Origin of the sequence: [Mycobacterium] manitobense (assembly GCF_025821665.1) — a bacterium.
Taxonomy (GTDB): domain Bacteria; phylum Actinomycetota; class Actinomycetes; order Mycobacteriales; family Mycobacteriaceae; genus Mycobacterium; species Mycobacterium arseniciresistens.
In genome coordinates this window covers 1-8,072 of sequence record NZ_JACKSJ010000005.1, presented here as the reverse complement: position 1 = coordinate 8,072, position 8,072 = coordinate 1, and the positions used below count along the sequence as shown (strand labels likewise).

Below are 8,072 nucleotides of genomic sequence, written 5' to 3'. Positions count from 1 at the left end.
CCGCCCAGGCGGGCGGACAGCAGCCGCCGGCCGCCGAGGCCGAGGAGCAGCAGCCGCCGCCCGAGCCGGTCGCACGGCGCAGCGCCCAGGGTTCGGCGATGCAGCAGCTGCGCACCATCACCGGCGGCTAGGTTCTCTCGCGATTTCGGCGCGCAGACGATCGCCCGGCGAACGTCAGCGCGCCCAGATCACGCTTCCTGCAGCGCGGCCAGGCAGGCCGCGCCCAGCACCGCCGGGTCGGCGCCCATCTCGTCGAGGGTGACCGTCCGCAACGCCGCCCGCGGCGCCGCCGACACCCACTCGAAGCCGACCTCGACCGGATGCACCGGGTCGTCGGTGGCCGCGGCCACCCCCATCGGCGCCGCAAGCCGCTCGAGTTGCGGACACGTCGGCGCGACGTAGCGGGCCGCCTCGTCCATCGCCTCGGGCAGATCCGGCCACTGACCCACCCACGACCGGGTCAGCTCGTCGGCCAGCCAGGCCGGGCTCGACGCGCGCATCTGCGCGGTGGCCGCGGCCAGTCCGTCGCGGCGCAGCACATGCGCGGAGTGACGGGCCGTTGCCGCGGCGGGCGCCGTCTCGGGGGAGCCGGTCCACGGCGGAAGCGCGGCCAGGACGGCCAGCGCGAGGCCCGGGTTCTCCAGCGCCCACGCGGCGGCGACCGCCGAACCGATGGACACCCCGCCGACCGCGATCGGGCCCTCGCACGCCGCGTCGTCCAGTGCCTCGCGGTAGCCGTCGACGAGCCGATCCGGTCGAGGTGGCGGCGTCACCACGACCGCGCCGACGCCGTGCAGAGCTGCGGAGAACGCCCGGTAGACGTAGTCGTCGTCGGATCCGGTGCCCGCCAGCAGCACCGTCGTCACCCCGCGCAGATCGACCGCCATTCCACGATCGTGCCGGGTGCGTCAAGCACGTCGCGCACCGGCTCACATCGCGTGTCGCAACGTCGGCGTGGCGCTGTGCACCCCACGTGGCAAAAGGGAACGCAGGGGTCTACCGTGGCGTTGGATTGGGTAGACCCAGAGTGGATCTGCATTAGTCAGGAGAGACCATGGCCACCGCCGAAGGGTATTTGCGCCGGCTCACCCGACGGCTGACGGAGGACCCCGAGCAACTCGACGTCGAGGAACTCTCCGATGAGGCTGTCGGCACCGGTGCGCAGAAGGTGATCGACTGTCAGCGCGGTCAGGAAGTGACGATGGTGGGCACGCTGCGCAGCGTCGAGGCCAACTCGAAGAACTGTGCGGGCGGCGTCCGCGCGGAACTGTTCGACGGCACCGACTCGGTGATGCTGGTCTGGCTCGGCCAGCGCCGCATCCCCGGCATCGAGTCCGGCCGCACTCTGCGGGTGCACGGCCGCATCGGCAAGCTGGAGAACGGCGTCAAGGCGCTGTACAACCCGCACTACGAAATCCAGAAGTGAGCAGGGAGATCCGGAGTTGACCCCGCCCGGAGACGCGCCGGGCAAGCCCACGAGTGCGCAGGCGCTGCTCGCGCAGATGGGCGGCATCAGCGGCCTGATCTACTCGTCGCTGCCCGTCGTGGTGTTCGTGCCGGTGTCCTCGGCCGCCGGCCTGGTGCCCGCGATCTGCGCGGCGCTCGGCGTGGCCACCGTGATCCTGATCTGGCGCCTGGTGCGGCGCGAGACCACCCAACCCGCGATCTCCGGTTTCTTCGGCGTCGCGTTCTGCGCATTGATCGCCTACCTGATGGGCGAATCCAAGGGCTATTTCCTGCTTGGCATCTGGATGTCGCTGTTCTGGGCGTCGGTGTTCGGCCTCTCGGTGATCATCCGCCGGCCCGTGGTCGGCTACATCTGGGGCTGGGTCAACGGCCACGACCGCGGCTGGCGTGACGTTCGCAAGGCGGTGCGGGCGTTCGACGTCGCCACCCTGTTCTGGGTGCTGGTGTTCGCCTCGCGCTTTGTCGTGCAGGAACACCTGTACGAGTCCGACGAGACCGGCTGGCTGGGCTTCGCCCGCATCGCCATGGGCTGGCCACTGACGGCCGTCGCCGCACTCGTCACCTACCTCGCCATCCGGGCGGCTCAGCGCGCCCTGCACGCCGAGCACGGCGTGCGCGACGCCCCGGACCCCCGCGGGTCCGTCGACGACGCCGACACCGCAGACGCCCGGACCGACTGACCGGCCGGCGGGCACGCCATGGCCACCACGACGGGGTCCGACCGGTCGCTGATCGCGGTAGCGGTGCTGGCGTCGTTCGTGGCGTTCCTCGACGGCTCGGTGGTCAACCTCGCCCTGCCTGCGATCCGCGCAGACCTCGCACCGGGCTCGGCGGGCGGGCTCGCGCTCGAGCAGTGGGTGGTCGACGGCTACCTGCTGGCGCTCGGTGCGCTCATCCTGGTCGCGGGCGCCGTGTCCGACCAGTTCGGCCGGCTCGCGGTGCTGCGGTGGGGCCTGGTCGTCTTCGCGGCCGCGTCGCTGTTGTGCGCGCTGGCGGCGAGCGGCTGGCTGCTGGTGGCGGCCCGTTGCCTGCAGGGCGTCGGCGCGGCCTTCCTGGTGCCCAGTTCGCTGGCCATGATCAACGCCCGGTTCAGCGGCGCCGCCCAGGCCCGCGCCATCGGCACCTGGACGGCGTGGACCGGCACCGCCTTCGTCGTCGGCCCGCTGCTGGGCGGCGTGCTGGTCGACGCGCTGAGCTGGCGGTGGATCTTCGGGGTCAATGTGATCCCGCTGGCCATCACGCTCTACCTGACCGCCCGGCTGCCCGCCGAGGTGTCCACCGCCGACCGGTCGGCGTCCGTCGACGTGGTGGGCGCGGCGCTGACCGCGGTCGGGTTGACCGGCACGGTCTTCGCCCTGATCGAGCAGCAGCGCCTCGGAATGTCCCATCCGGCGGTGTGGGGGAGCCTGGCGGTCGGCGTGGTCTGTCTGCTGGCCTTCCCGTGGTGGGAGCGCCGCACGCCGCATCCGATGATGCCGCTGGGGATCTTCGCCGCGCGGAATTTCGCCGTCGGCAACCTCGCGACGGTCTTCCTCTACGCGGCCGTGTCGCTCACCACGCTCATCGTCGCGCTGTTCCTGCAGGAGGCGGCCGGGCTGTCGGCCACCGCGGCGGGGCTGGCCACGCTGCCGATGCCGCTGCTGTCGTTCCTGCTGGCCCGCCGGTTCGGCGCGCTCGCAGGACGGCACGGCCCGCGGCTGTACATGGCGATCGGCCCGATGGTGGCCGCCGCGGGGGCCGTGCTGATGGCCACCGCCCACCAGCCGTTCGACTTCTGGACCCAGATGCTCCCCGGGCTGGTGGCCTTCGGCCTCGGACTGTCGATCACCGTGTCGCCGCTGACGTCGGCCGTGCTCGCCGCGGTCGATCCCGCCCAGAGTGGTGTCGGCTCGGCGGTGAACAACGCGGTGTCGCGGGTCTCCGGTTTGATCGCCATCGCATTCACCGGCGTGATCATCGGCGGCACAATGGATTTCGACGGATTCCGGCAGGGCGCGCTGGTGATCGCCGGGCTCTTCGTGGTGGCGGGCGCGGTGTCGGCCGTGGGCATCCGCAACGATCGCGTCGACCTCGACCGGATCACCCCGCAGGCCGCGGCGAACTGCCACGACCGCGTGACGCCGCCGCCCGCCTACCGCTGAGCGGCGCTCACTTCGGGCGGTTGAGCAGCACGTCGCGCAGCTCGTCCTCGACCTCGGCGACCGCGACGAACAGCAGCTCGTCACCGCCCTCGAGCGGCTCGTCGGGCTCCGGCACGATCACCCGTGCCCCGCGGAGAATCGTCACCAGCGTGGCGTTGCGCGGCAGTTCGAGGCGCTTGACCGGTTTGCCGCCCCACGGGGTGTCGTCGGGCAGCGTGATCTCCACCAGGTTGGCCTGGCCTTTGCGGAACTCCATCAGCCGCACCAGGTCACCGACCGCCACGGCCTCCTCGACCAGCGAGGCCAGCATGCGGGGCGTGGACACCGCCACGTCGACCCCCCAGTTCTCGTCGAACAGCCACTCATTGCGCGGATCGTTGACCCGGGCGACCACCCGCTGCACGGCGAACTCCGTCTTGGCCAGCAGGCTGACCACGACGTTGACCTTGTCGTCGCCCGTCGCCGCGATCACCACGTCGAACTCCTCGAGGCGCACCGATTCGAGCTCGCTGAGCTCGCAGGCGTCGCCGAGCCGCCAGTGCGCGGCGGGGATGGCGTCGACGTCGACGTGGTCGGGATTGCGTTCGAGCAGCGTCACCTCGTGATTGCTCTCGAGCAGCTCGCGGGCGATCGAGCGGCCGACGGCGCCGGCGCCGGCAATCGCGACCTTCATCGTGCCTCGCTGTCCTCGCTCGGCGGCAGCGCCGAGATGGCCAGCGCCTCGGCGATGTGCCCGGCCACCGCGGCGATGTATACCTGGTCGCCGGCCTGGATGACGGTCTTCGGGTCGGGCAGCAGGCCGCTGCCGAACCGGATCAGGAACGCCACCCGCCCCGCGGTGGCGGCTTCCAGGTCGGTCACCCGGCGGCCGACCCAGTCCTCGTGCAACGGGAGTTCGGCGACTCCGACGTTGCCCGACGGGTCACGCCACTTGGTGGTCTCGGTCTCCCGGGTCAGCACGTTGAGCAACCGGTCGGTGGTCCACGGCACGGTCGCCACCGTCGGGATGCCCAGTCGCTCGTACACCGCGGCGCGCTTGGCGTCGTAGATCCGCGCGACGACCCGCTCGACGCCGAACGTCTCGCGGGCCACCCGCGCCGAGATGATGTTCGAGTTGTCGCCCGAGGACACCGCGGCGAACGCGCCCGCGTCCTCGATGCCCGCGCGCAGCAGCACCTCGCGGTCGAAGCCCATGCCCAGCACCCGCTCGCCGGGGAACTCCGGGCTCAGCCGATGGAAGGCGGTGCTGTCGCGGTCGATGACGGCGACGTCATGGCCGATCCGCGACAGGCTGTCCGACAACGACGCGCCGACCCGGCCGCACCCCATCACCACTACACGCACCTGACGGTCCCTTTCACCCAGCACGTCGGCGGAGAAAACGGACTTCGACTCCGCGCACGTCGAACGCTACCGCCAATCGAGACTGCGCTTACCCTTGGACCTCGTGTCCAAGCTTTCGACCGCGGCGCGTCGGCTCGTGCTGGGCCGCCCGTTCCGCAGTGACCGGCTGTCGCACACGCTGCTGCCGAAGCGGATCGCGCTGCCGGTCTTCGCCTCCGATGCGCTGTCGTCCACGGCGTACGCGCCGGAGGAGATCTTCCTGGTGCTGTCGGTCGCCGGCCTGACCGCCTACTCGATGGCGCCGTGGATCGGCCTGGCCGTCGCCGGCGTGATGCTGATCGTGATCGCGAGCTACCGGCAGAACGTGCACGCCTACCCGTCGGGCGGTGGCGACTACGAGGTGGTGACCACGAATCTCGGCCCGACCGCCGGCCTGACCGTCGCCAGCGCCCTGCTCGTCGACTACGTGCTGACCGTCGCGGTGTCGATGTCGTCGGCGATGAGCAACATCGGGTCGGCCGTGCCGTTCATCGGTCAGCACAAGGTGTGGTTCGCGGTCGCGGCGATCCTCATCCTCGCCTCGCTCAACCTGCGCGGCATCAGGGAATCCGGCACCGCCTTCGCGATCCCCACCTACGCCTTCATGGTCGGCATGGCCATCATGCTGGTCTGGGGGTTCGTGCAGATCCACCTGTTCGGCGAACCGCTGCGCGCAGAGTCGGCGGACTTCGAGATGCACTCCGAACACGGCGACATCCTTGGTTTCGCGCTGGTGTTCCTGGTTGCGCGCGCCTTCTCCTCGGGGTCGGCGGCGCTGACGGGTGTGGAGGCGATCAGCAACGGTGTCCCGGCGTTCCGGAAACCCAAGTCCCGCAACGCTGCCACGACGCTGCTGCTGCTGGGCGTCGTCTCCGTCACGCTCTTCATGGGCATCATCATGCTGGCCAAGGAGACCGGCGTGCAGATGGCCGAGCGGCCGCTCGAACAGCTCGGCGGCGCCCCGGCGGACTATCAGCAGAAGACGCTGATCGCCCAGCTCGCCGACGCGGTGTTCCACGACTTCCCGATCGGGCTGTTCCTGATCGCTCTGGTCACCGCGCTCATCCTGGTGCTCGCCGCCAACACCGCGTTCAACGGCTTCCCCGTGCTCGGGTCGATCCTGGCCCAGGACCGTTTCCTGCCACGCCAGCTGCACACCCGCGGCGACCGGCTGGCGTTCTCCAACGGCATCCTGTTCCTGGCGTTGGCCGCGATAGCGTTCGTGGTCGCGTTCCAGGCCCAGGTGACCGCGCTGATCCAGCTGTACATCGTCGGGGTGTTCGTGTCGTTCACGCTCAGCCAGATCGGGATGGTGCGGCACTGGACCCGGCTGCTGCGCACCGAGACCGATCCGCTGGTGCGGCGCAAGATGATGCGCAGCCGGGTGATCAACGGCATCGGCCTGACCGCGACGGGCACCGTGCTGGTCATCGTGGTGGTGACGAAGTTCCTGGTCGGTGCGTGGATCGCGATCCTGGCGATGGTGATCCTGTTCGTGCTGATGAAGTTGATCCGCAAGCACTACGACACGGTGGCGCGCGAGCTCGAGGAGCAGGAGGCCGAGGAGGGCGACATCGTGCTGCCCAGCCGCAACCACGCGATCGTGCTGGTGTCGAAGATGCACCTGCCGACGCTGCGGGCGCTGGCCTACGCGCGGGCCACCCGTCCCGACCAGCTGGAGGCCATCACCGTCAGCGTGGACGACGGCGAAACCCGTGCGCTGGTGCACAAGTGGGAGGACAGCGACATCAACGTCCCCCTCAAGGTGATCGCCTCGCCCTACCGGGAGATCACCCGTCCGGTGCTCGACTACGTCAAACGGGTCACCAAGGAGTCGCCCCGCACGGTGGTCACCGTCTTCATCCCCGAGTACGTCGTGGGGCACTGGTGGGAGCAGGTGCTGCACAACCAGAGCGCCCTGCGGCTGAAGGGCAGGCTGCTGTTCGAGCCGAACGTGATGGTGACGTCGGTGCCATGGCAGCTGAGCTCCTCGGAGCGGCTGAAGACGCTGGCGCCGCAGTCGGCCCCCGGTGACGCCCGGAGGGGCTTCCTGGAGTGAGCGCCGCCGCGCCGGTGGACCCCGGCGAACTCGTCCTCACCGCCGGGCCCGCCGCCAACGGCGGCAGCTGCGTCGCGCGCCATGACGGCCGCGTGGTGTTCGTGCGCTACGCCCTGCCGGGCGAGACGGTCCGGGTCCGGGTGGTCAGCAGTCGCGAATCCTATTGGCACGCAGACGTCGTCGAGGTGATCGAGCCGTCAGCCGACCGGATCGCATCGCTATGCCCGATCGCCGGGGTCGACGGCGCCGGGTGCTGCGACCTCGCCTTCGCCGAACCGGACGCGGCCCGCCGGCTGAAGGGCGCCGTGGTCGCCAACCAGCTGGCCCGGTTGGGCGGATACACCTGGGGCGAGGACGGCGCGGGAACCGAACCGGTCGCCGAGCCGGTCGGCACGCCGGCCGCCACCGGGTGGCGCACCCGGGTACGGCTGGACACCTCGCCGGAGGGCCGGGTGGGCTTTCATCGCTATCACAGCTCGGTCGTGGTCGAAGACCTGAACTGTGCGCAGCTGCCGCCCGGCATGCTCTACGGCCTCGGTGACCGCGCCTGGCCGCCGGGGGCGCATGTGCACGTCGCGGTCGACGACGACGGCACCCGCCACGTCGTGCAGTCCGGACCGCGCACCGGCGGCCGGTCGGCCACCGAGGTGGTGGAGGGCGGTTACGAGGCGGTGCAACGCGTCGGCGACCGGGAGTGGCGGGTGCCGGTCACCGCGTTCTGGCAGTCCCACCGGGACGCCGCGCGGCACTACAGCGCGCTGATCGGCGAATGGGCCGCACTGCAGCCGGGCATGACGGCGTGGGATCTCTACGGCGGCGCGGGCGTGTTCGCCGCCGTGCTGGCCGCCGCGGTGGGAGAGAGCGGCCGGGTGCTCAGCGTGGACACCTCGCGCGGTGCGTCCCGGTCGGGGCGTGCGGCGCTGGCCGACCTAGGCCAGGTGTCGGTGGTCACCGATTCGGTGCGGCGGGCGCTGGCGGCCGAACGGCGCCCGGCCGACGTGGCGGTGCTCGACCCGCCGCGC

General features: G+C 71.0%; 8 protein-coding genes and 1 pseudogene. 6 read left to right on the top strand and 3 right to left on the bottom strand.

What is annotated here, in order from left to right:
• Positions 1-131: pseudogene (locus tag H7I41_RS00410) on the top strand (DUF3710 domain-containing protein); the annotation flags it as partial.
• 57 nt (positions 132-188) lie between these two features.
• Here the strand turns inward: H7I41_RS00410 and H7I41_RS00405 are convergent.
• A complete protein-coding gene (locus H7I41_RS00405; protein ID WP_264010572.1) occupies positions 189-887 on the bottom strand; it encodes an alpha/beta hydrolase in 699 nt (232 codons plus the stop codon).
• A 167-nt stretch (positions 888-1,054) separates the two neighbouring features.
• Between H7I41_RS00405 and H7I41_RS00400 the strand changes: the two genes are divergently transcribed.
• From H7I41_RS00400 to H7I41_RS00390, 3 genes are read left to right on the top strand one after another with little or no spacing between them, the layout of a single operon-like run.
• Positions 1,055-1,426 (top strand): OB-fold nucleic acid binding domain-containing protein, encoded by a 372-nt coding sequence (locus H7I41_RS00400; protein WP_264010571.1) that lies wholly within the window; start codon positions 1,055-1,057, stop codon positions 1,424-1,426.
• A gap of 16 nt (positions 1,427-1,442) precedes the next feature.
• Entirely contained in the window at positions 1,443-2,147 is a 705-nt protein-coding gene (locus tag H7I41_RS00395; RefSeq protein ID WP_264010570.1) for a DUF3159 domain-containing protein, read from the top strand.
• 18 nt (positions 2,148-2,165) lie between these two features.
• Positions 2,166-3,608 (top strand): MFS transporter, encoded by a 1,443-nt coding sequence (locus H7I41_RS00390; RefSeq protein WP_264010569.1) that lies wholly within the window; start codon positions 2,166-2,168, stop codon positions 3,606-3,608.
• Between the two features lie 7 nt (positions 3,609-3,615).
• Here the strand turns inward: H7I41_RS00390 and H7I41_RS00385 are convergent, their stop codons facing one another.
• Entirely contained in the window at positions 3,616-4,281 is a 666-nt protein-coding gene (locus H7I41_RS00385; protein ID WP_264010568.1) for a potassium channel family protein, read from the bottom strand.
• On the bottom strand, positions 4,278-4,952 hold the full coding sequence (locus H7I41_RS00380; RefSeq protein ID WP_264010567.1) for a potassium channel family protein: 675 nt from the start codon (positions 4,950-4,952) through the stop codon (positions 4,278-4,280). Before H7I41_RS00380 ends, H7I41_RS00385 begins: the two co-directional genes overlap by 4 nt.
• Before the next feature lie 94 nt (positions 4,953-5,046).
• Between H7I41_RS00380 and H7I41_RS00375 the strand changes: the two genes are divergently transcribed.
• The gene (locus H7I41_RS00375; RefSeq protein WP_276008115.1) at positions 5,047-7,050 is read left to right on the top strand and encodes an APC family permease; all 2,004 of its coding nucleotides are present in this window, start codon (positions 5,047-5,049) and stop codon (positions 7,048-7,050) included.
• A partial coding sequence (locus H7I41_RS00370) for a class I SAM-dependent RNA methyltransferase (RefSeq protein WP_264010565.1) occupies positions 7,047-8,072 on the top strand: 1,026 nt, incomplete at its 3' end. The genes H7I41_RS00375 and H7I41_RS00370, both read left to right, overlap by 4 nt.